Source organism: bacterium (assembly GCA_013360215.1).
Classification (GTDB): Bacteria; CLD3; CLD3; order SB21; family SB21; genus JABWCP01.
On the sequence record JABWCP010000002.1, the window covers coordinates 37,459 to 61,244 of the forward strand.

Genomic DNA, 23,786 nt, shown 5'->3' on the forward strand with positions numbered 1-23,786 from the left:
TAGTGAAGTGAAAAAATTACTGATCACATTAGACGGTCCCGCGGGAAGCGGAAAAAGCACGACCGCTAAATTATTAGCTAAGCGGCTTGGTTATTGTTATCTTGATACCGGCGCTATGTACCGAGCGATAACATTGCAAGCCATACATCACGGTATTTTTCCGACCGATCCTGAAAAAATCATTACGATGTTGCCGGACATCACACTGCATATTGATTACAAAGACGGACGCCAGCAAACCTTTCTCAATGGTTGGGATGTGTCCGAAGGTATCCGATCACCCGAAGTAACACGCCATGTCAGCGCCGTTTCGGCGATAGCCGAGGTACGAACTTTTTTGCGGCAACAACAGCAACATATCGGTAACCAGGGCGGTTACGTCGTAGATGGGCGTGACATCGGAACGGTGGTTTTTCCCAATGCGGATATCAAATTTTATATGACGGCCAAAGTCGAAGAACGCGCACGCCGACGTTTGAAAGAAATGGCGGATACCGATGAATGGGATTTGCCCAAAATGATCGAAGATATACAAAAACGCGATCACGCCGATATGACTCGCGCCGAAGCGCCTTTGCGGCAACCTCCCGACGCGATCGTAATAGACAATTCACTCATGACCTTGGATGAACAAATACAGGCCATCATCGCACATATCGAAAACCGATTTGGTAAGCAATAATTCTGATTTTTTTTGAATTTATTCTAATGAGCCTATGACAAACGAATCCTACCCTGAAAAAATCGGAAGGTATCAGATACTCAGCCTTTTGGGTGAAGGGGCCATGGCTAAAGTTTTTAAAGCTGTGGATACGCGTATTGACCGTGTCGTAGCTTTGAAAATGTTGCAATTTCGTGAAGGGATGACCGATGAAATGATCCAGCAACTCAAGGATCGTTTTGTGCACGAAGCCAAATTTGCGGGTAAACTGACTCATCCGAATATTGTTACCATCTATGACGCCGAAGAAGAAAATGGCGTATCGTATATGGCGATGGAGTATGTGGATGGCCGGACATTGGAATCCGTCATTGAAAACAACGAAACCCTTACGGTTGAGCAGATTCTTGATATCCTGATCCAGCTCGCGCATGGTTTAGACTATGCCCATAAACATGATATTATACATCGCGATATCAAGCCCGGCAATATCATCCTCACATCGGAAGATATTCCTAAAATCATGGATTTCGGCATTGCTAAAATCACCACGTCCAGTACGACGGTGATCGGTACGATTTTAGGAACGCCCGGATATATGTCACCGGAACAGATAACCGGCAAATCGGTAGACCATCGGACAGACATCTTCGCTTTAGGTGCCGTTTTTTACGAATTGCTTACTCGCGAAAAAGCTTTTCCGGGAAAAAATCTAACGGAGATCATGTATCGCGTGGTCAGCGAAAATCCCATGCCGCCCAGCATGGTCAACCTCAATGTACCGGAGATCATCAATCCTATCGTCATGCGGGCAATCGCCAAAGGCCCGGGAGAGCGTTATCAATCCGGGACCGAATTTGCCAAAGCGCTAGAGGCGACCAAAAAGCAATTATCATCGGGCGGCCACCGGACGACTATTTCTAAAAGTGCACCGCCGTCTGCCGATAAAAAAACAGAAATCGTAAGATTTTTTGAAAACCGATATGTCGGCATGGTTTCGTTTGGTTGGGCGACATTAGCTACGATTTTGTTGCTTATCACATGGTCCGGCGGATTTGAGTTTAGCCGTATGGCACGTTCTTTGAGCGAAAAAGGCCCCGCTTCATTGATCATGAATCTCAATGTACCCGATGCCGAAATTATGATTGACGGTGATCGTTATACCCCGCAAAGTTCATTGTTTCGTCTCGATAGCGTGGGGGTCGGTGAACGCCGCATTACGGTAAAGCGCGATCATTACGAGTCGTACGAAACCGCGGTGATTTTCGGAAAAGGGGAACAGAAAAACATAGAAGTTCACCTTAAACCGTTACCGGTCGAAATACCGCCGGGAAGTGATACTTCTTTTGTTACTATTCGCTCATCGCCGGATATGGTCAAAGTGGAAACAAGCTACGGTAAGTTCTTGGGATTTACGCCGATAGACAGTTTGATTTTCCCCGGAGGTCGCTATACGTTGATTTTTTCACGTGAGGATTTTATTTCGCGTAAACGCGACATTGCGCTTGGAAAAAAACGTCTGACGTATGTGGAGCAGTCATTAGAAAAACAACGCGGTACCGTTTCACTGGATCAAGTTTTTCCGGAACAAAGTTATCTTATGGTGAATGGAAGACGAGTTCAGAAAAATTATAGAAATAATTCGTATGTCTTGCCGGTCGGAAATCAAGTATTAACAATTAAAGCCGATGGTTATGACGATTTGGTCAAAACTTTGCGCGTGGAACCGGATTCGGTGCTTGTACTGACAGATTCCCTCAAAGCGCAATGGACATCCGTGCGCTTTGAAAGTAATCCCACAGGCGCGGACGTGTACTTAGACGGATCGGAGGAGTCGGCAGGTAAAACACCGGTTATTGTAAATGATTTGCTTGCCAATTCGCATAAATTACGAGCGGTATTGCGCAATGAAAAACGATTGATGAATTTCCGCGCTGTCAAAGGCGATACGGCTACTGTGCGTGTAGTTTTTGCAAACCCGAACGGGTATCTCAATTTGGTTAGCGATCCGCCCGGTGCCGAAATATTTCTTAATACTGTACGTGACGGTGACTACAAAACGCCGGTCAAGCGCGAATTGAAACCCGGTTTTTATAAAGTACGATTGACGCACCCGTCATTTAAAAAATATCACGAAATCACGGTAAGGGTAAGGCCTGACTTTACGACCGAGCTTGTACATAAGTTTGAACCGTGATTTCTAATAACCGATTCGTCGCTTTAGTTTGCATTCTATGGCTTATATCGGGTTTGGGATGCGAGAAAAATATCAAAATTATTCGCGACGGGTTTCGGTTGGAATACGCGATCAACAATCCCGCTCATGCCTTCCACGTACGTCTTGTTTTTGAGACCAATCCCCGCGACAGTTTGATAGGCCTGATGTATATTGCCAGAACGGCAAAAGAATCAGGCATTTTGGATTACCGTGAAGCGCATATGTTACGTCAATCCACCGGTGATACATTATTCCTGAATTCGTCTCAGTTTTCTGATTTATTAGAGTGTGTGGGTGATTTACACAATACGATAAAGCCGTCCAACGTGTATGGACAATCCGACGGGAAAATCGTTAACATCAATCTAAGACATTCGGGAAAGAGTTATGATTGGCGGTTATTTGGTAAATCGGATCAATCTTCAGCCAAAAAGCTGACTGCTTATATAGAAATGATGTTTGAAGAGACGTATCCCGGCATTTCTTTATCGGCGGAAAACTCGCGTATTGATTTGTCACTTCGCGATCATGTAAACTCAAGAAACACAGAAACAAATTTTTCGATCTATTCGAACAATAATATGATCCGTGTACATCAAGATAGTCTGAGTGTATACACATTGGATGTGGGAAAATATTTGTACCTTTGGCAGGTTTTGGAAGCAAACGATGTTTGGCGTCTTGATGATAATAAAGCCATGCAGGATAAGTATCCTAGCTTTTACGAATTGAAGATTCAGATGGGCAAGCGAACACACCGTTGGTCTGTTTACGCGCCGATCTATCTTGATGATCGCCGTTATCTGCGTATTGTACAAGCCATCGAGTCAACCGTGTTGAGCCGTTAAAAGGAAATACATGTTTAGTTTTTGGCTATCCAATAAACTTCGCGGGTCAATGCTAATATTACGGATCGTCGCACCCGCGATGATGGCATTTATACCTTTAACATCCGATTTGGATTATGAATTTGCTGAGACATTAAACATTATTAATGTCATTTTCTTCGCCGTTTGGATGAGCACGGAAAGGGCACATTCCAATACTAGCTATCATTCCGGCGTCTTACGAACCGTTAATCGGTTGCTGTTGCCGATCATTTTTTTTGATTTTGTCATCATTTCGATTGCGATGATTGCCGGTCATCATTTGCATTGGTATCGTACTTTTGGTTTGTATTTTTTACTTCCCTTTGTAGGGAGTTGGATAGGTCTTACCCTTGGATATGTCTGTCGCTTTTTTATCCAAAGAAGGCCTTGGTTGGGGGTGGCGATAATCCTGTTATTCACCTTGATCCTAAATCTGATTTGGTTGCTTTTCACCGCGCCGATTTTCGTTTATAGCATTTGGTGGGGCTATTTTGCAGGTCCGATCTACGACGAATGGATTCCATTGACGGACACACTTGTATTTCATCGTTTATTCTCATTGGGGTTCGCGTTTGCCATTTTTATATCCGGTGATTTAATCACACGAAAATTGAATAACACTATTACTTACAAGAAATTTATTTCTTTGATGGCTGCAGTATGGTTGGTCATTACGGGCCTATTTTATTGGCGCGATAACTGGGGCTGGGACACATCCTATGCGACGCTCGAACAAAAATTGAATGTGGTGTACGATGATGAACGACTTACAATTTATAGTGATACGACTTCCAAATTTGTAACACGTTATGTCAGTGCGAGAATAAAACAGGTCACGGATTGGCTTAATATCAATCCAGCTAAAGTTAAAATATTCATCTATCCCGATGCGCAAACAAAAAAAATACTCATGGGTGCCGGGGGAACAAATTTCGCCAAAGTATGGCGTAATGAGGTCCATGTCAATTCTGATGATGCTGAATTCACAATAAAACATGAAGCGGTACACGTGCTGGCGTCTTCGTTTGGGCATCCGCTTTATAGTACTACCAAACCCGGCATGCTGGAAGGGCTTGCTGTAGCCGCGGCTTGGGATGAATCGCAATTAACGCCGCATGAATGGTCCGCTGCGCTATACAAACTAAACAAACTGCCGGACATTACCGCCTTGATGGAACCGATGGGTTTTTGGAGCAGTTCATCCGGTTTGGCTTATACCGTTTCAGGCTCATTTGTACGATTTCTCGTAGATCAATATCCCATTCAAAATATACACCGCGTGTATGCTTCGGAAGATTTTAAAGATGTTTACGAACTGCCATTGGATACACTCCAGGAACGATGGAAGTTTTTTTTAAATACGATCGAACTTGATTCGCTTGACCTTCGCATTGCGACTACGCTATTACAGCCTTCAATATTCAGAAGACGGTGCCCGCATTATGTTGCTGATTTGCAAAAAGAATATTACACGTCAATTGAGATGAAAGAATGGGATAATGCACTTAAGCTTACAGAGCAGATTATATCAACAGGGACGTCGCCCGAACGCTGGGTATTGAGCCGTGCACGCATCCATTTTAAGCAAAAGAAATATGATGCTGCGTTATCGAAAGTCGAAGAAGTATTAAATAAAAGCACGCTATCCTATACTATGCGAGGATGGGCTTTATTATTAAAAGCAGATATTGTATTTTGCCAAGGTCAAAACCAAAAATCTATGGATTTGACGCATGAGATTATGACGCTCTATGACCAAACGACATCCGTATACGAAGCGGCGTTATGGTCCGATCACTTGATGCGGCATCCGGATAACGGTACACTATACGCTTCTTGGTTGGACGCCGTTGATCAAAATAAAGCCGGCGAGTGGTATTCAGTGCATTACGACAAAAAAGATGATGCGATTTTTTCGTATAAATTGATTTCCTATTTATATCAAACTTCGCAATATGATTCTATTTTTTCGTACATCAAAACACACCCTATGGCTATTACCGATAGCTCGGTATATCTAAAATATAATCAGTTATTGGGTGATGCCGCACAACGAATCGAGCTATGGAGCGAAGCCGAGCAATATTATCGCGCGGCGCAGCAGTACGCTAAACGAACAACTGAAAAAGTTCAGCTCAATGATCGCCTTGAATTGATCCATTACTTGAAAAATAAAATTGAATAACGCATGCAACTTTTGATGAAATTATTTTTAACCCTGTCTTTTTTGGTTTACGGTGTTTGTATAAACACACTTAATGCAAAAGTAAAACCTCCCAAAAGCGCTGCTTCGCATAAAGTACAATTTGTTTTTGCGGATAGCCTTACGGGATGGGCGATCGGATCCATTAAAACCGGTGGCGCATTAAAAGACAGCTTAAATCCCAAAGCACTTTTCATAACCGGTATTTTAAAAACATATGACGGGGGATTGAATTGGGAATTGCAAACCGTCCTCGGCGCTGAAGAAAACGGGTGGGAAGTGCGTGCAACGGCCAGTCTTAATAGAACGCACGTTTGGGCGATTTTAAGTAAACCCAATTCAGATCAAAATGTATTATTACGCACGACCGACGGTCGCCGCTGGACCATGCAATCATTGAAGCTTGCCGATGGCGATCCGATTCAAATTTGCTTTTCCGACCCGGTGAACGGGTTTATGATTCTGCGCGAATTTATGGGCAGTGCCATATTGCGCACGACGGATGGCGGCGCTACTTGGGCGGCATTTGAACCGGGGCTTGGATCCGATTATCGCGGCGTGGCGTTCGACGGTACATCATGGTATGTATTAGCCCAATCTCGTACTAAACCCGAAGTGGTTACAGTTTTACGCAGTGATGACAATGGTAATATTTTGATCGAAGCCGAAACTTTTAATCCTGAATCGAACGATCATATATTAGAAGGATTCGGCATTCGTGCACACAAAAATAAAATCTCCTTAATGCTGCGCGATATTGATTCTAAAACTCGTGAGACTTCCCGGTGGATTTGGATGCAGTCCGGAGATCGTTTTGTATCCCATACTTCACAAGCGTTTCAATATGAAAAAGAATTCAAATCGCCTTCAGATATTCAAAACTTCTCAATAGATCACTCGATTTATGTCATTGATCGCTCGGAAGAGTATGAACCGGGATTGCCGGACGCTAAAATAAGATATAATCTTATCCGTTCGGTTGACGAAGGAAAAAGTTGGATACCCATTCCCGAGTTTCGTTTCCCGGTACTAGCGCTCCAGACTGTCGGCGACGATGTGCTTATTAGCGCCAATGACGGCAATCTGTATAAGTTTAATTACATTACAGGTATTTATCAGACGGCATCCGTTGATCTGAAAAAAGCTTTTTTGAATCCGCCACAAGCCGGCACTGAAAGTGTCGCCGAGAATGGAGAAAATATATTTGATCTCGGCCATGATGAGTTTGAAAAAGAATCGGTTTATGAAAGCAAATGGGAAAGCGCCAATGACAGTGCATTCGCTGAAAGTTTTAGTAGCGTACGGGATGCTAACAAATACAAACCGGATGCTAAAGCCGAGTTTTCTGTCGGTATTGATTCGATAACATCTATCGGCGTGGTCTTACATCGGCGCACACGTATGGGATCTAAACATCAGGCGATTAACCTGATCAACGAAGAACTTCAAAAAGGTGAAATACGCCTTCGTAAATATAAACCTATCACATTCAAAGGGACGGTTCGCAGCACGGGTACCCGTTTTCCTGTCAAATACAGTTGGAGTTCCAGTATTAGCGGCGAACTCAGCGATCAGATCGAGTTTACTACCAGTCCTCGTCAATTGCCGCCCGGTGTTCATTATGTATTTTTTAAGGCCCAGGATAATTTAGGCGCATGGTCCAATCCGGTAGTGGTAAAAGTTATCGTAGATGATTTTCCTAAATACAAATTTCCTTTCCACGGAAATTGGGTGCTCGGTGGCGGCGGCAGTCATTATAATATCGGTCATCATATTCGTACGGTTCCGTATGGTATTGACGTAAATAATATCGAACAAGGTTACGGCGGGGACGCTGACATCGGTTTTCCTATTCGCGCATCAACGGACGGTATTGTTTCTTTGGCCGGCTACATCAAAGGTTATGGCCGAACCGTAAAAATAGATTATATGTACGGCGGGAAAAAATATACGACTTTAGTTTCACATCTATCGACCATCAGCGTGGAAGTCGGTGAATACGTTAAACAAGGACAAGAAGTCGGAACGGTAGGAAGCACCGGCCGATCCAGTGCGCCGCATATTCATTGGGAGTTGAGGGTGGATGGTGCCAATCTGCCACCGGAACCGATATTCGAAAACGATACGACCATTTTGCAGAAATTACCCAACGGTCTTCATGTTTCATCCGATAATATATATGAACCTGAGCACATCGTGATCGTTCCTGAACCGGAGATACCCGGTACACAATGGGATCATCGCGGCTATCATCACGGATACCGGTATATGTGGATTACGAGAGGTAAACCGACGGTGGAAGCCGTATGGAAACCCAAACTTCCTAAGTCGGGTTCCTATAAAATCCAAGTACACATCCCCAAAAAATTTGCCGATGGCGTGGCCTTCTATCGTGTAAGCACTAAAAACGGTATTGATACGGTTAAAGTAAATCAAAGCAAATATACTGACGAATGGATAACTTTGGGCGTGTATGAACTTGATAAAAATGATGAAATATCGGTTATGCTTAATAATTCAACACCTCAGGGAAAAGGTTCCGTTGCATTCGACGATGTTCGATTTGTAGGTCAATGGGACACCTACAGTAAAAAAGGTTTTAATAAACCAATTCAATGAAAGGCCTTTTGTGAAGTTTACATTTAATCGGGTGAAAACTCTGATCGTAATAAGCGCACTGAGTGTTACGTTCATCGGCGGCTGGTTTGCCGAGTCGCTTGTCGGTGATGATTATTATTACGAAGTCAAACGTTCGCTCAGGCTGTTTGGCGATGTGTACAAAAATGTCGGTGAAAAATATGTAGATGAAATATCACCCAAAGTAATCATGCGTACGGGTATTGACGCCATGCTTGAAACGCTCGATCCCTATACCATGTTTTATGAAGGTTCTGAGAGCAGTGATTTGGATGCTTTTATGAAGGGCAAATACGGCGGCATCGGCGTGACCGTCGGTATTCGACGCAATACGATCATGGTAATCACCGTGACAGAAGGATCACCCGCATACAAAGCCGGTTTAAAACCGGGAGATCGTATCGTCGGCGTGGATGGTAAAACGACGCGTGATATACCGATACGTGATCTTTCTAATTCCGTAAAAGGCGAACCTGGGACATCATTGAAACTTGATGTTAAACGCGAAGGTCAAAGCAGCGCCTTGCAAATGACTATGATTCGTGAGATGATCGCCATAGAAAATATACCCTATTACGGCGTATTGGCCGGAGATATCGGGATTATCAAGCTTACTAAGTTCTCTAAAACATCTACATCCGATTTCACGCGTGCTTTAAAAGATTTAAGATCACAAGGCATCAAGGGGTTAATCATAGATCTGCGTGGGAATCCGGGAGGACTTCTTGATGCGGCCATTGATATTACCAATCAATTTGTTCGTAAAGGCGAATTGATCACATACACAAAAGGTCGAATCCAAGATGCCAATCGTTCATACTATGCCAATAATGACCCTTTGATTCCACAATTGCCGGTAGCCGTCTTAGTTGACGGTAATAGCGCCAGTGCGTCGGAAATCGTGAGTGGGGCAATGCAGGATTTGGATCGCGGTATTTTAGTAGGTAGCACAACTTTCGGTAAAGGCCTTGTGCAAACCGTATATCCATTGCAAGAGCGTGATGCGGTTCTCAAAATTACTACGGCTAAATACTATACGCCGTCCGGACGTTGTATCCAGCGCGAACACTATGCCCATGATCGCTCAAACGCAATGCGTTTGGAATCGGAAGATGAGCCGAATGAATTTTATTACGATGTGTTTGGAGAAGAAGATCAGGTACGGGATAGCCTGACCAATGATTCGTTGTCGTCGAAACGCCAGGAATTCAAAACTAAAACAGGACGTATCGTATATGCCGAAGGCGGCATCACACCGGATATCATAAAAGATGATTATAGTTTTTTGGGATATACACGAGAAATAGTACGTCGCGGGTACGTATTCGATTTTGCAACTCGTTTTTCGGCTCAAAATACCCGAATTGATACGGGATTTGTACCGGATGAAGAACTGTTAACCGAATTTTATAAATTTCTCAAAGATCATCATTTCAATTATAATTCAACCGCCGATTCGCAGTTGACTGAATTACGCGCTTACGCCGAAAACAATGGTTATTCGGCACAGATACAGCAATCCATTCTACAACTTCAGAACAAATTTGATGAAGAAGAAGTGAAAGAGTTCGAGGCCGCTAAAACGGCGATACGAAATCTTTTGCAGCAAGAAATCATTTCCCGATATTACGGAAACCGACGCCGTTTCGAAATAACGCTCAAGTCAGATTCGGTGGTCGAATCCGCTCGCAGCGTGCTTAAAGATGAAGTGTTGTATAAAAAGATATTAAAACAAAAATAAGCATCCATTGGAAATTCTTGCATATTTAATCATTGGCTTTACAGCCGGAGCCGTCGGTTCGATGGTAGGTTTAGGCGGAGCGATCATCATGACACCGGCCTTAACGATCCTGCTGAATGTGCCGATCAAATCCGCGATCGGCGCCAGCCTTATTGCGCTGATTGCTACTTCGGTCATGTCAACGGCGGTTTATTCTAAAAAAGAATTGATTCATTATCGTTACGGTATGCTTCTTTTGATACTCATGGTGTCCGGATCTTTTATCGGAAGCGCAATCGGCGTGATGATGGACGCCCGTTTGCTTTCTCTTTTTTTTGTAGCGTTGATGTTTTTTGCTGCAGGTTTTTTACTGTATCAGGTTTTTCAAAATGAAAACCCGGATGCCCGGGTTGAATGGCAAAACAATGAAGAACCGCATCGTTTTCCTCCCAACGGTGTATTATTGGAAGCGCACAGCGGTATCCGCAAATTCTACCGGGTGCAGCATGGCGTCGTTATGATGTTTATTTCGGGTATTGCAGGGGTGATTTCGGGCATGTTGGGGGTCGGTGGCGGTATTATTCAGGTGCCTTTTATGCATGCGATCAATCGTATGCCCATCAAGGCGGCTACAGCAACATCAGGATTTATGATTGGTTATACAGGTATGGCCGGAGCTCTAGTCTATGTTATTTTTGGGCAATTTGAATTGATTATGACATCGGCGCTTGTTCTGGGTATTCTCACCGGATCCCAAGCCGGGGCACGTTTAGCAATTCGCCTCCATGCGCGATGGATCATATATTTAGTCATTGTTGTCTTGACCGTTGCGGCAATTCGACTCTTCATGAAAGTATTTTGAAATGCAGCAATCAGGTTTGATGTTAAAAATCGGCGGTTGGTTCAGCGCGGTTCTTTTATCCGTCGGTTTGCTGATACGGTTGAGCGGTAATTTAGCTTTATCTCATTTTGTTTTGATCAGCGGCATTGTCGTAATGTTGATCAGTCCGTTAGCCGGCATGCTGGCAATGATTGTCAAATTTTGGAAAAACGGTGAAATCCGATTTGCATATATCGGGGTACTTATATTATTCTTATTAGCCGGTGGAACTTATATCCTTCATATTCTACAGTAAAGGGGTATCTATGCAGCGTATATTTGGATTCTTAATTTTTAGTTTTTTAATGGCCGGATGCGGCAATACCAGCCGACTGATCGTTTATACCGATGCTAATTATGCTATGGTCGAAAAAGGGAAAAATATACGCGTCAAACACGTGGACGGTAAATTTGTTCAGTTTTACAAGATGGTAATTGATAAAACAGATGATGAATATATTTACGCCCGTTGCTGGAAAACTAAAAAAAGTACGCCGGAGGATCTACGTTTTAAGAAATCGGAAGTCATATTGGAAAGTACAGAGTTTAGTGTATCCCGCACAACGGAATACGTCATGCTCATCGGTGTAACAATTTTATTGATATTTCTTTCAGATCGAATTTTGAGAGGGTAGTACATAATGTCGGGTTCCTTACGTTTTGAAACCGTGCCGTGTCCGGTATGCTCGCATGATCAATATTCACCATGGATGCGATTTAATGATAAATATGCCGATCATATGCTGGTTCGATGCGTGCAATGCCAATTTGTATATCTCAACCCAAGACCGACAGAAGATACCATCGGGGTCTATTATTCCGCCGAAGAGTACACGCCGTTTGTAAGTTCGTCCGATAACCGCAGTTTATTTGCCAAAATTTATCATACGGTCCGCCGCTTTTCTGTACGATGGAAGCGTAAAAAAGTAGAAAATAAATCAAACAAAGGTTTAGTCATTGATTTAGGATGTGGCACAGCTGAATTTCTCAATGAAATGAAACAAAACGGGTGGCAGGTTGCCGGTATCGAACCTTCGCCGGAAGCATCAGAATTTGCACGTTCTAACTATGATGTTCCTGTCCTCACGGGTACTATTAATCGGGAGCTCATAGGGCAAACACCGGACAAGCCTGATGTTATTACCATGTGGCATGTACTGGAGCACGTGCATCGTTTGGATGAAACACTGGATTTGATTTATAAAAAACTTAAACCGGGTGGCACTTTGGTTATCGCTGTACCTAATATTAGTTCATTGGATGCTCTTTTTTACGGACGCGATTGGGTGGCATTGGATGTACCGCGTCATTTGTACGATTTTGTTTTAGCTGATCTCCGATCGTTGCTAAATAAACATCAGTTTCGGGTCTATCGCACGCATGGCATGCCTATTGATGCGGTATTCAATGTATTAATGAGTGAAAAAAATATTATTCAACGACGCGGTTTGTGGTTTCTCCCTCTGTCATTGGTACGTATCCCATTGGTTGTGTTTATCACTACGATTGCCGGATTGATACGCGGGAAAGCGTCGGCTATCGTGGTTTATGCTGAAAAACAAGGATAACATGGAAAATCGAATACAAATACTACCGGATCATATTGCCAATAAAATTGCGGCCGGCGAGGTTGTTGAACGCCCGGCTTCGGTAGTTAAGGAATTGGTTGAAAATAGTTTGGATGCCGGTGCGGATGAGGTTACGATCACGGTCCGATCCGGAGGAAAAGATCTTGTGCAGGTGATTGATAACGGTAAAGGTATGACACAAGACGATGCTGTGCTTTGTTTTGAAAGGCACGCGACCAGTAAAATACGCCAATGGGAAGATTTGCTCAAAGTACAGAGTTTCGGGTTTCGTGGGGAAGCCTTAGCCAGCATTGCTTCCGTCTCCGACATTGAGCTAAAAACACGTACGTCCGATCAGGAGGTTGGAACCCTAGTCCAATTGCACGCCGGAAAGTTGAATAACGTAACACAAGAAGCATCGCTACCGGGTACCACGATAACCGTCAAAAATTTGTTCTACAATGTACCGGCACGTCGTAATTTTTTAAAGACCAATACAACCGAGTTTCGGCATATTGCGGGCGTCATCAAACGATTTGCTATCGCATATCCCGCCGTTGAATTTACATTGATCCATGATGATGAAAAAATATTTCAATTGCGGAAAACGGATCTTTACGGGCGCTTGGAAAAAGTCATCGGTCGGGAAATCATGTCATATACATTGCCGCTAATGGCGGATCAGTTTGGCGTAAAAATTCATGGGTATGTTAGCAAACCCTCGTTCTCATATAAAACCAAAGGCGAACAATTTCTTTTTGTCAATGGAAGACCCATCGTGAACCGCACGGCGAATTTTTCTGTAGCGTCGGCGTACGGCCATACCATTCCCAAAGGTGATAAACCATTCTTCGTTTTATTTCTGGAGTGGAATTCAGAAGAGTTTGATGTCAACGTGCATCCGACAAAAGCCGAGGTCAAATTTAAAGACGAACAGCTTTTGTACCGTGTTGTATTTCATGCCGTAAGGGACACCATGAATACGGATGTGATGATTCCCAGCCTGACCCAATCTCATCCGATGCATTCTTCTTCCAATGATATTCGTACCTCTGATGGTACGGCTATGATGCTGGAACTTAATACACAGCGTCAACCTTTGCAGTGGACGACACCGGCGCATTCCGACACCGCTCCGCAACCCACACCGGACGAAACCGTAGCGCAATTTTTCTCAGCTGAAGAAACGGCTCCGAGCTCCAAAAGTTATATACAAGATCAATTGGTCAAACGTATCCCGGTCAACCTCAACAGCATGGTTTGGCAACTGCATAATCGGTATATCGTTTCGCAAATCAAAAGCGGTTTAGCCATCATCGATCAGCATGTGGCGCATGAGCGAATCCTCTATGAAAGAGCGCTGGATGCCTTTGAACATAATCCGATTTTTTCACAACAATTACTTTTTCCTCAGACGATTGAGTTTTCTCCTGAAGATTTTTCCATTATTGAAAAACATATTGCTTTGATGGAGCGGCTTGGCTTTATCGTGAAAGTATTCGGTAAACGGACGCTGGTCGTCGAAGCCGTTCCGGCCGATGTTCGTCTTGGTAATGAGCAAAAAATCCTTACGGAGATTATTCGTGAATACAAAGAGCACGAGCATGATGCTATGGATCCTCGTGATAATCTGGCCAAATCGTTTGCCTGCAAATCGGCTATCAAATCGGGCGATCCATTGAACGTGGATGAAATGAACGGGCTTATAGACCAATTATTTGCCTGCAAATTCCCTTACGTATGTCCGCACGGACGACCTATTATCATCCAATTGACGTTGGATGAATTAGACAAACGTTTTATGCGCACCTGAGCAAGGCGCATCCTTTATGAACGATTTGAATCCTAATGTATTAGTGATTGTCGGACCGACGGCGATCGGTAAAACAGCTTTGGGCATAGAACTGTCAGAATATTCTGATGTTGAAATCGTTTCCGCCGATTCCCGCCAGCTTTACCGCTATATGGATATATGTACGGCCAAGCCGGATAACACACAACGCCTTCGTGTCCCGCACCATTTTATTGATCATATCAACCCGGACGAGACCTATAATGCAGCGCAATATGCGCGTGAAGCACTTCCCGTTATTCAATCCATCTTTGATCGCGGCAAGCTACCCGTGATTGTGGGAGGGTCGGGCTTGTATATTCGTGCTTTGATTGATGGATTTTTTGAAGGCGTAGATAACAACGAAACCGTACGTGACGAGATACGAAAGCAAATAGATTCTGAAGGTATCGTATCTGTTTTTGAAGAGTTACGGCAAAATGACCCCGAAACGGCGAACCGGTTGCATATCGGTGATATTCAAAGAATTGAGCGCGCATTGGAGGTTTTTCGTGTAACCGGTAAACCGCTGTCCCAATGGCACAAGGAAACCCAATCCAAGTTTCCTTGGAATTCACTATGGGTTGGCTTGGATTGCGACCGTACAAAGTTGTATCAACGTATTGAAATGCGTGTGGATCAAATGATCGAGCAAGGGGTGATCGGTGAAACCGAGATGCTGCTTGAACGGGGATATTCGGAAAATCTGATCTCGATGCAAAGTTTGGGATATAGAGAGATTATCGCTTATCTGAAGGGAACAATGGATCGCGATACAATGGTGCGTTTATTTAAACAAGGGTCGCGTAATTACGCTAAACGTCAGTTGACGTGGTTTAGGAAGAACGAACGCATTCGATGGATTATGACAGATAAAAATAGCCCGGAGAAAATATTGGACGATACATTAAAGCATTTCAACTTGAACAAATAAGGATAAAATTTATACTAAATAAGTAACGGCCACCCGGGTCATGTCAATAACATATACCGGAGTGGCCGTTTTAATTTTTATTCTTCGATCTCCATCGTCTGTATGGAAACTTTTTTCATAATTACGTTCTGAACAGGGCGATTATTGCGTGGGTCGGTTTGCACCATAGCAATTTTATCTATGACATCAAGACCGCTGACAACTTCACCATACACGGTATATTCGCCGTCTAAGAAAGGCGTACCGCCCAAGGTGGTGTAGGTATCAATTTGTTCATTAGTAAAATAAAATCCCGGTTTCGCGGCTTTAAATTGAGCTTCCATCTGTTTGAGTACATCCAGAGATACCGGGCCGTTTTGTACGATATAAAATTGTGAACCGCTGGATTCTTTTCGCGGATTGACCTGATCGGCTTGACGCGCTGCAGCTAATGCGCCACGTTTGTGAAAACGTTTTTTGTTAAACTCTGCAGGTACGGTATAACCCGGGCCGCCGCGACCGTCATTATAAGGGTCATTATCTTTGGAATTGGGGTCACCGGCCTGAATCATAAAACCGGGTATAACGCGGTGAAATGTCAGCGTATCATAAAAACCGGCGCGAGCCAATTTTTTAAAATTTTCTGTATGTTTCGGCGCTTCTTTATCGTAAAATTTGAGTATAATATTGCCAAAATCAGTTTCGATCACGGCGACTTCCGCATTTATTTTTTTCTTCTCAGTGGTTTTGGCCGATTGCGTACAAGCCGTATTAGCTAATGTAAGGCCTAATAACAGCATGGATATGTTTTTACTCAACGATATGAAATTACGGAACAGCAAGGGAACCTCCTTTATTAATTATTTAAGCGATCCCAATCTATCGGAAAAAAACGTGAAATTCAAAACGATTTGTATCTTCTTACTGATATGCTGCGTTCCTGCTTTCGGACAAGCGGAAATACGTTTTCAGATTAAACAGGTATTTCCCATCAAAACGTCGGATGGTAACAATGTTACACAGATCAACGCCGTATGTGTTACTCCTTTGCGCGATGTGTATATGACGGAATCGTCCGGGCATCGTGTCATTCGAATGAATGCTGAAGGTCAAATGCTTGGTTTGTTTGGTGGGTTAGGCTGGAGCGGTGAAATGCTGGATTTTCCGACAGGGATTACCACTCATGATGGACTCAACCTTTATGTGGCCGATATGAATAATCAGCGGATTATCCGGCTAAATAGGCGATTGGAATGGGTGGCTTCCATCGGCGGACATAATCTCGATTACTCCGGTCAAGAATCCGTTCATAGCGTGGCTTATCCCTTGTCACTAACCCAAAGCAAACAGGGTGATCTTTTTTATATATCGCAGGCGACACATCGTGTGTACAAAGTCAATTCGGTCACGGGCACTATAACGGAATGGAATAGTTTTACTACAGGCGGCGGTTATCTGGACGATCCAAAACAGATCGTTATCGGTAAAAAAAATCTATTTATCAAAGACCGAACCGGTGTCAAAATTTTCGATATTTTTGGAAATTATATCCGAACCATAAGCGATGCGGTGTTTTCGGCAAATTTACTTCTAGCCGCCGATGAACGGGATCGTGTGTTGGTATGGGATGCCGACAAAAAATCGTTAACGATATGGAATGCCGAAGGGCAGAGAGTGGCTTTGACAATAGCTTTTGCATTTGAAAATCCTACCGCAATGACTTGTTTCGGTCACTCGCTTTGGATAGTAGACCAGTCATCGACTGTCGGGGAATCAAAGCTCTATCAAATCGAAATTACCGAGGAATTGCGATAGATGCTTTATCGTTTTGCCGTTATATTTCTATCGGCCATTGTTATCGATTTATCTGTGGCGAGAGCACAGGATGAGACGTCTCCTTATATTTCGGCAGACTCCTCACTACAGCATACCTTGCTATCCAAAAATATTAACTACTTTCAAAGTGCACACACGATTCGCGGATATTCTTCCGACACATTGTACCATCTTCCGTTTCGCCGCATCATACCCGAAAGTGAAGTTTTTACCATCGGATATCAGACATTAATCCGCGAAAAGGATTATACGATACGTTATTCCGACGGCGTCGTTCGTTTTTCATTTGTCGTAGATTCTTCGATTACGGTTGAGTGCCGTTTTTTAGTTTCACGTTTAGGCATAGATGACTCGTACGCCCGCCGTGATCTGCCGATCATTCGATCAAATATCGTTTCATCCAAATCTGATACATTGCCGCGATGGACACCGCCTAATCCGTCATCGGATTTTACCAACGATCTGAATGGCCGTGGTACAATAACGCGCGGATTTACGATCGGAAACAATCAGGATTTTACTCTAAACTCCGGATTGAATGTGCAAGTTACAGGTCAAATCGGGGAAGACGTAACGCTGGAAGCGGTAATAACAGACGAACAAACGCCGATCCAGCCCGAAGGAAATACCGAACACCTTCAGGAAATCGATAAAATCTATATCGAAGTACGTAAAGCGGATAAATTTACCGCGACCCTCGGTGACTTTGAAATACAAACAACAGGTACTCAGTTTGGCAATTTTCATCGTTCGCTTCAGGGCGTTCGCAGTTTGTACAACGATGGGCGTACCGACGCAGCTGCAGCTTATGGTACGGCAAAAGGCAAATATCACAGTAATACGCTAACCATAACCGAAGGCGTTCAAGGACCTTACGAATTAACCGGAAAAAACGGTGAGCGAAACCCGATCATCGTTGCCGGTAGCGAAAGAGTGTGGCTTAATGGCGTAGCTTTGACTCGAGGGGAAAATAATGATTATGTGATGGATTATAATGCAGGTCAGATCACCTTTACACGAAAACGTTTGGTGACGCCCGAATCAAGAATCGTTGTCGATTTTGAATATTCCAATGAAGTATTTAGACGTAATACAGCTTCAGCATCGGTGCGATCACAATTTTTTGACCGACGTTTAACTGTAGGAGGCGCATTTATATCAGAGTCCGATGATAAGAATAATCCGCTTAATCTGTCTATTAACCAACAGTTACGCGATTCGCTTGCCTCGTTGGATGATCGGGGGCTGCAAGGCAATGGGAATACAATCCTGGTAGAGGGAGGACGATGGGTCGGGGAAGGGCGCGGTGCTTATTACAAAGTTTATGACGCGATTTCCGATGATAGCATTTACGTTTATTCCGGATCGGATAGCTCCGGTTCGTACAATGTACGTTTTACTGATGTCGGGTTTGGACGCGGTGATTATGTTCGCGGTAATATTATGGGTGAATTTATCTATGCCGGATCGGGTTTGGGTTATTATTTACCGCTTGTACCGATGGATTTGCCTACACGGCAGAAAACGGGAATATGGTATGCAGCATGGAACCCGTTTCAGAATCTGCGGTTGCAAACAGAATTTGCATTGAGTCAATTTGATAAAAATCTTTATTCCCCGCGCCAATCGCAAGGTTACGCCTACCAATTGGAAGCTTCCGTCGCAGATCAGGACATCCGGTTATTTAAAACGAAACTTGGAAAATTTGATTTACAAATTACACGTCGTAATCAGGATAGCAATTTTACTGCGCCCGATCGCACACAAGATGCTGAATACGGTCGCCAATGGAATATCTCCAATCTTGCGACGTCTGTATACTCAGTAACCGCGCCCGGATTACAAGAAACCGTGAATGATTTCAGATTGGCATATAAGCCGTGGAAAGGCGTACAAACTGATTTTTTTACGGGTGAATTAACGCGCGGCGATCATCAATTTGTATCCACTAAATCCGGTTCGGGTTTAAAAATAGATCGGAAAAATATTTTCATATCGGGCAGCATTTATGATATACAGATTATGGATCGGACACAGTCCGTCATATTGAATAACCATACACAAAGGAAATTCTTTGATTTCAATGGTTCGTGGCGGATGTGGCGCCCGGGTTTGTATTACGAAGACGAATCGCAAAAGAACAGACAATCGGATTCGGTTTACGGCGCATCGTATCAGGTGATTCGCCCCAATTTAAGTATCATTACCGGTCAATATCTTACGCTTGGCGCAAGTTATGAAATGCGATCGGACCGCATTCGAAATGATGCCGTGGACTCCCTCAATGGAAGGGTATCAAAATCTGTAAACCAACGTTATTATTGGCAATGGACGGAATGGCATAATCTCAATCACACGTTCGAGTGGCAACGAAGAAAAAGAGAATATTTTGGAAGTAAGAAAACGATAGCCAATCCGGATCGCATCAGTAATCTGGTAAACGCAAGTGCCGATTATCATCCTTTTTCCAGAGCCGTGCAAGTCACCGTAGATTATCAGATATCTCAGGAACAACTTCAAAACCGAAAAATCGTTTTTATTCCGGTGCCGCCCAATACAGGCAATTTTGTTCAAGTCAGTCAAGATAGTTTCAGGCAGGTTCCGCAAGGGCAGGGTGATTGGATCCAAAGTGCCGTTCGCGGTCAAGGATTTACCCCTGTGGTGGAACTAAAATCAGGAATTCGGCTACGTTTGGAAATTGGTCACTTATGGAGTCGCGCTTCAAAAGACTCAATAAGTGATAGATGGCAATCTCGATTTATAGAACGTTTGATTTATGAAGGCTTTTTTCGGATCGAAGAAAATCAAACAGATCCCGATCGTAGTTTTTATTGGCTCCAAGCGGTTCAAAACAAAAATACACAACGGGGGAATCTCCTTTTGCGGCAAGAGTTGAGCGGCTACGATCGAATCTACGATATGCTCTGGCGGTTACGCTATGAAACCAACCGTACACGTAATCGTCTTTTGAATGACGGCCAGGATAAGAATCAGCGTGATATCTATTATGTGCGCATTCAAAAACAAGTAAATCTGTTTTGGTCATGGGAACAAGAAGGAGAAGTCACGATCGCCCAAAGACAATCTTCGATCAATGTAAGCGGCCTCAATATCCAGTATGACATTCATAAAAGCAGATATTCGCCAAGTATCGTATTCAAACCAAAGCCGACGATGGAGTATCATTTACGAACCGATTGGCTGTTGGCGAAGGACTATGAAACCGGAAGTCGCGCTAAAATCATGAATTGGCAGCCGACGATAGTTTTTTCATGGCTCAACCGCGGGCGATGGACTAATTCCCTCGAACTGACACGCCTCTGGTTGAAAGGCGGATTAGGTTATACTCCGTTTGAAGTAACCGATGGCCGTGTACGAGGATGGAATTGGGTATGGATTTCCGCTGTGGATTACAGGGCCGGTGAGCACGTGATCATGCGGACAAATTATACAGGGCGAAAATACCCCGGACAAAAGATCATTCATCTCGGAACGGCCGAAGTACAGGCGTTTTTTTAATAAATGCTAATCTAAGACGCGAGTTCGTTTTTCAACCGCGTGATGATATCTACCGGCGTGGGGTCCGTATTTCGGGCAATTGCCATATAGTAGCTGAGCCAATCGCCGCGATATATGAGATTATAATAGCGCTCCATCAATGTCCCGCCGTCGGACGTGTATTCCGTCCAATGGGCTTTCCCTTTGAGCAATCGCATCAATATTTCAAAGCGTTTTTGTACCTGTGGATGATCTTCGCGATCTCGTAATAAGATCACATGACAGGGAGCATGATGGGCTTCGTGTACGCTTTCCCAACCGACGATTTCATTGTGATTCATTTCGGGAACGGCATAACCAAAGGCTAATAGTTTAGCATTTTCCGTGATTTGCCCTTTGAGTCGCAATGCCGCAGGAAACATACGTTCCGACGCATAGATGATTACCGGCTTGTCATGTAGTATTTTGCTATCGTGAATATAGGGATTATTATCGTGTATGGTTTTGAGGATGGTTGCGAGGTGCTTCATTTGAAAGACGATGTGAGACATCTCTTCACGAACCGAGGCGGATTTGAATATTTCGCTGAAAACCGCATGGAGTGTCGTAAGTGCATAACCGATGGCTTGGCGTGGCTGCAAACCACCCTGTATAGTGATATGCGATAATCCATGTTGAGTTGCGATGGACTGGACCTTACCACCGGTTGCAATAGTAAGAATCTGCGCTTGCGCTTCCATGGCTTCGTGTAAGGCTGCAATGGTTTCTTCCGTATTGCCTGAATAACTGCACGCTATAACTAAGCTTTCTTTATTGACCCAACGCGGAATATGATAATCACGGCAAACTTGAATCGGCAAACCTAAAACTTCTGTCCAAACGTTTTTAATAAAATCACCGGCTATGGCCGAACCGCCCATACCGCAAATTAAGATATTACGAAAACCAGCACGGCTCTTTGATAAACCGGAAAGGTTGCTTTTTTGACCGTCAAACCTATCTAGTGCATCCGTAATGTGCTGATCAAAATGGCAGAGGACATCATAATAATTAGACTTATCAATTACGCGCAGGGATTCCTGATTCAAAGCTTTAATTCCTTATATAATTTTTAAAAGTAGAAAATTCCGATTCCGCCGATCGCCGGTCAAATACGGCACGCCCATTATCAAGAACGACGATACGGTTGCTCAATCCAAGGATTCGGTCCAGATCGTGCGTTATCATTACGATGCTATGGCCGCTAGCATGGTATTCTTTAAGCACTTCATCTAAAAAGCGGCAACCATGCACATCCAGTCCGGTATAAGGTTCATCCAAAAGTAACATCTGCGGCTCATGCAAAAGTGCTCGTGCAATAGACAGGCGCTGCAGCATGCCGCGTGAGAAGGTGCGAACTATATCATCACCCCGTGCACCCAATCCGACACGTTTTAAAAGTGAGACCATGCGTGCCGAGGCATTGGAAACATTATACATATTAGCGTAAAAACGCAAATTTTCAATAGCCGTAAGATCATTGTATAAAAAAGATTGGTGGGATACCATGCCGATGGATTGTAAAAAAACGGAGCGACTGTTTTTTTCCATACTGTCCACCTGGATGGTGCCGGAAGACGGGCGTATCAATCCTGCAAGTAGTTTGAGTGTGGTCGTTTTGCCTGCACCGTTAGGACCAAGCAATGCCATAAAGTCACCCGGAGGGATTTCTATCGAAAGGTCATCCAGCGCTTTAAAACGGCCAAATTGTTTCGAAATGTGCTGTAATCGGATCATGCGCCGGCACGTTGGATGCGCTTTGAAACATCGCGCAGCTGATGCTTGAGATCGCGTCGCCGGTCTACATACTCACTGTTGTCCGAATTCTCAGCATATTCATCATCTAATCGAGCGATGGATGCGATCAGGTTTTCTTGCTCAGCCATCCAGTGTGCTTTTTGTTGCGCACCGCCGCCATCGGATTGATGTTTTCGATTGAGTGCGATATACAAAGCAAAAAGAAGAAATGACATCAAAAGGGGAGCAAGAAAAAATACATTTCGTTGAATTTCGTTGGCGGCGGCATTTATCGGATGATCATCTTCTTGTGGCGCGCCGCCGCGTGCACTGCCGCCTTTAAAGCTAATACCTATCGTACTGCCGGATTTCAGGTTAGCAGCAGCCGTAATCGAAAAGTTATTCGCTTCCAATTGTTCATCATGAATATGTTGGAAATTCTCACCGCTGACTTCGATGTCTTTGGGCGTGACGAAGATACGAAATTCCGATACATCATAATACATCGGTTGCGCCCATGTTAAAGACTGCGAAGCATACGGTGCCGAAGCCGTGATTTGTATCTGTGTAGTGCCGGGGCGTAATGGAAAAGCGATACCTTGCTTGTCTTTATAGTTTACCACCGAAGCAGGTATTGGCATGCTTTTGTCAAAAGAGGTGGTTACCGCTTCCAATTTTACCCCGTCCGGAAGCTTAAACAAAAATGAAGGAGCATTGGGATCTTTGGGATTAAAAGTATTGGCGCCGTTATTGGTTATTTCAAAAGTTTGTTCGATTTCCAGTTTATCATCCGTACGAGCGACGATCATATGCGGAACGCGAACATCTATATCGCGCCATTGATCGCTGACACCGGCTACGGATACATCGGCGGTATACAGTTTGTTTTCATTGATCATCACATTTTGTGTGTATAGGATGCCTTTGTATGAAGCTCGAATAAGATACGGAGCCATAGGATTGAGCGGAATATCTTTGAACGCATATTCCGATACATTGTCTAATTGCTGCAATGTTTGTAATCCTTGGCCGGATTTGATAAGTGTAACCCAATCTGCTTTTACAGGTTGTTTGGTCGAACCGAGTATAACTTTACCGCTTACCGAGGCCTGCGCAAAAAAACTGCGGGGGACAAGTAAAGCCGATAAAACCATAAAGAGAAGCCAGCGTTTCATA

The 23,786-nt window shown here is 43.8% G+C and carries 18 protein-coding genes; 14 read left to right on the plus strand and 4 right to left on the minus strand.

The genetic code is table 11. From position 1 onward, the window contains the following. The first annotated feature begins 7 nt into the window (after window positions 1-7). From HUU58_01675 to miaA, 12 genes are read left to right on the plus strand one after another with little or no spacing between them, the layout of a single operon-like run. Window positions 8-682 (plus strand): (d)CMP kinase, encoded by a 675-nt coding sequence (locus HUU58_01675; GenBank protein ID NUN44364.1) that lies wholly within the window; start codon window positions 8-10, stop codon window positions 680-682. A gap of 34 nt (window positions 683-716) precedes the next feature. Then, window positions 717-2,858 carry a serine/threonine protein kinase gene (locus HUU58_01680; protein ID NUN44365.1) on the plus strand — a complete coding sequence of 714 codons (2,142 nt, stop codon included), beginning with the start codon at window positions 717-719 and terminating at the stop codon, window positions 2,856-2,858. Beyond that, window positions 2,855-3,727 (plus strand): hypothetical protein, encoded by an 873-nt coding sequence (locus HUU58_01685; protein ID NUN44366.1) that lies wholly within the window; start codon window positions 2,855-2,857, stop codon window positions 3,725-3,727. Before HUU58_01680 ends, HUU58_01685 begins: the two co-directional genes overlap by 4 nt. 10 nt (window positions 3,728-3,737) lie before the next feature. Continuing rightward, entirely contained in the window at window positions 3,738-5,933 is a 2,196-nt protein-coding gene (locus HUU58_01690; GenBank protein ID NUN44367.1) for a hypothetical protein, read from the plus strand. 15 nt (window positions 5,934-5,948) lie between these two features. After that, window positions 5,949-8,570 (plus strand): peptidoglycan DD-metalloendopeptidase family protein, encoded by a 2,622-nt coding sequence (locus HUU58_01695; protein ID NUN44368.1) that lies wholly within the window; start codon window positions 5,949-5,951, stop codon window positions 8,568-8,570. Window positions 8,571-8,580: 10 nt separating this feature from the next. Next, window positions 8,581-10,329: a S41 family peptidase gene (locus HUU58_01700; GenBank protein ID NUN44369.1), complete on the plus strand. Its 1,749-nt coding sequence runs from the start codon at window positions 8,581-8,583 to the stop codon at window positions 10,327-10,329. A gap of 7 nt (window positions 10,330-10,336) precedes the next feature. Further along, window positions 10,337-11,170 (plus strand): sulfite exporter TauE/SafE family protein, encoded by an 834-nt coding sequence (locus HUU58_01705; GenBank protein ID NUN44370.1) that lies wholly within the window; start codon window positions 10,337-10,339, stop codon window positions 11,168-11,170. 1 nt (window position 11,171) lies between these two features. Next, window positions 11,172-11,444 carry a hypothetical protein gene (locus tag HUU58_01710; protein ID NUN44371.1) on the plus strand — a complete coding sequence of 91 codons (273 nt, stop codon included), beginning with the start codon at window positions 11,172-11,174 and terminating at the stop codon, window positions 11,442-11,444. A gap of 10 nt (window positions 11,445-11,454) precedes the next feature. Next, window positions 11,455-11,823: a hypothetical protein gene (locus HUU58_01715; protein NUN44372.1), complete on the plus strand. Its 369-nt coding sequence runs from the start codon at window positions 11,455-11,457 to the stop codon at window positions 11,821-11,823. A 6-nt stretch (window positions 11,824-11,829) separates the two neighbouring features. Next, window positions 11,830-12,756, plus strand: coding sequence for a class I SAM-dependent methyltransferase (locus HUU58_01720; GenBank protein ID NUN44373.1), 927 nt, complete (start codon window positions 11,830-11,832; stop codon window positions 12,754-12,756). Window position 12,757: 1 nt separating this feature from the next. After that, window positions 12,758-14,569, plus strand: coding sequence for a DNA mismatch repair endonuclease MutL (gene mutL / locus HUU58_01725; GenBank protein NUN44374.1), 1,812 nt, complete (start codon window positions 12,758-12,760; stop codon window positions 14,567-14,569). A 16-nt stretch (window positions 14,570-14,585) separates the two neighbouring features. After that, on the plus strand, window positions 14,586-15,521 hold the full coding sequence (gene miaA, locus HUU58_01730; protein ID NUN44375.1) for a tRNA (adenosine(37)-N6)-dimethylallyltransferase MiaA: 936 nt from the start codon (window positions 14,586-14,588) through the stop codon (window positions 15,519-15,521). A 77-nt stretch (window positions 15,522-15,598) separates the two neighbouring features. Here the strand turns inward: miaA and HUU58_01735 are convergent, their stop codons facing one another. Continuing rightward, the gene (locus tag HUU58_01735; GenBank protein ID NUN44376.1) at window positions 15,599-16,300 is read right to left on the minus strand and encodes a peptidylprolyl isomerase; all 702 of its coding nucleotides are present in this window, start codon (window positions 16,298-16,300) and stop codon (window positions 15,599-15,601) included. A gap of 94 nt (window positions 16,301-16,394) precedes the next feature. Here HUU58_01735 and HUU58_01740 point away from each other — a divergent pair, with 94 nt between their 5' ends. Both HUU58_01740 and HUU58_01745 read left to right on the plus strand, forming a co-directional pair. Continuing rightward, a complete protein-coding gene (locus HUU58_01740; protein ID NUN44377.1) occupies window positions 16,395-17,315 on the plus strand; it encodes a hypothetical protein in 921 nt (306 codons plus the stop codon). Next, on the plus strand, window positions 17,316-20,855 hold the full coding sequence (locus tag HUU58_01745) for a hypothetical protein (GenBank protein NUN44378.1): 3,540 nt from the start codon (window positions 17,316-17,318) through the stop codon (window positions 20,853-20,855). Window positions 20,856-20,866: 11 nt separating this feature from the next. Here the strand turns inward: HUU58_01745 and HUU58_01750 are convergent, their stop codons facing one another. The 3 genes from HUU58_01750 to HUU58_01760 are packed head-to-tail and all read right to left on the minus strand — an operon-like array spanning window position 20,867 to window position 23,785. Next, window positions 20,867-21,922: a bifunctional phosphoglucose/phosphomannose isomerase gene (locus tag HUU58_01750; GenBank protein ID NUN44379.1), complete on the minus strand. Its 1,056-nt coding sequence runs from the start codon at window positions 21,920-21,922 to the stop codon at window positions 20,867-20,869. 4 nt (window positions 21,923-21,926) lie between these two features. Next, window positions 21,927-22,610: a heme ABC exporter ATP-binding protein CcmA gene (ccmA, locus tag HUU58_01755; protein ID NUN44380.1), complete on the minus strand. Its 684-nt coding sequence runs from the start codon at window positions 22,608-22,610 to the stop codon at window positions 21,927-21,929. Beyond that, window positions 22,607-23,785, minus strand: coding sequence for a hypothetical protein (locus HUU58_01760; protein NUN44381.1), 1,179 nt, complete (start codon window positions 23,783-23,785; stop codon window positions 22,607-22,609). Before HUU58_01760 ends, ccmA begins: the two co-directional genes overlap by 4 nt. Window position 23,786 lies beyond the last annotated feature (1 nt).